1 protein-coding gene and 1 pseudogene are annotated in these 545 nt (G+C 46.1%); both read left to right on the forward strand.

Annotated elements, in window-relative coordinates; genetic code table 11:
- On the forward strand, nucleotides 1-207 hold a 207-nt coding region (locus tag B3182_RS07525; protein ID WP_292752190.1), incomplete at its 5' end, for a helix-turn-helix domain-containing protein.
- A pseudogene (locus B3182_RS07530) lies at nucleotides 197-545 on the forward strand (sensor histidine kinase); the annotation flags it as partial. The gene B3182_RS07525 and the pseudogene B3182_RS07530, both read left to right, overlap by 11 nt.

Consider the following 545-nt stretch of genomic DNA (forward strand, 5'->3'; position numbering starts at 1 on the left):
CTGGAGTTGCTGCTACGGGAATCACCCAATGTGGTCAGCCGGCAACGACTGGAGATAGCAATATGGGGTGAGGAAGTGCCGGACAGTGACAGTCTGAAAGTGCATCTGCATCATTTACGTAAAACGATTGATGGAGGCTTTGATACAGGATTACTTCAGACTATCCCGGGTATTGGCATTGCCATCAGGGCTGATAATGAAAGCTAAAATAAGTCTTAAACGACTAATAACCTTAAGCTTTTTATTATTTGGCGGCACCATTGTGCTCGGTTATTCATTATTAAGCGCCCATTTTTTTATTCGTGGCATGGATAATATTGTGACAGGCGGGATGGAAAACGCTGCGCTGACCTATCTTGCCAGTAACAAACCCCTGGCGGAAAATGAACTGGTTAATTTTCGCGGTAGTCAGTTATCCAGACGATGGGAGGCACAACCTGCAGACATTCGACAGGTGTTTACTGATCCCCCAACGCGCAGTGGTGAATTAATCAAGCGAGATGATTCTCACTGGTTTGAACGCCCGGACAAAGTCTATTTTGCCC

Source organism: Methylophaga sp. UBA4204 (assembly GCF_002379485.1).
Taxonomy (GTDB): Bacteria; Pseudomonadota; Gammaproteobacteria; order Nitrosococcales; family Methylophagaceae; genus Methylophaga.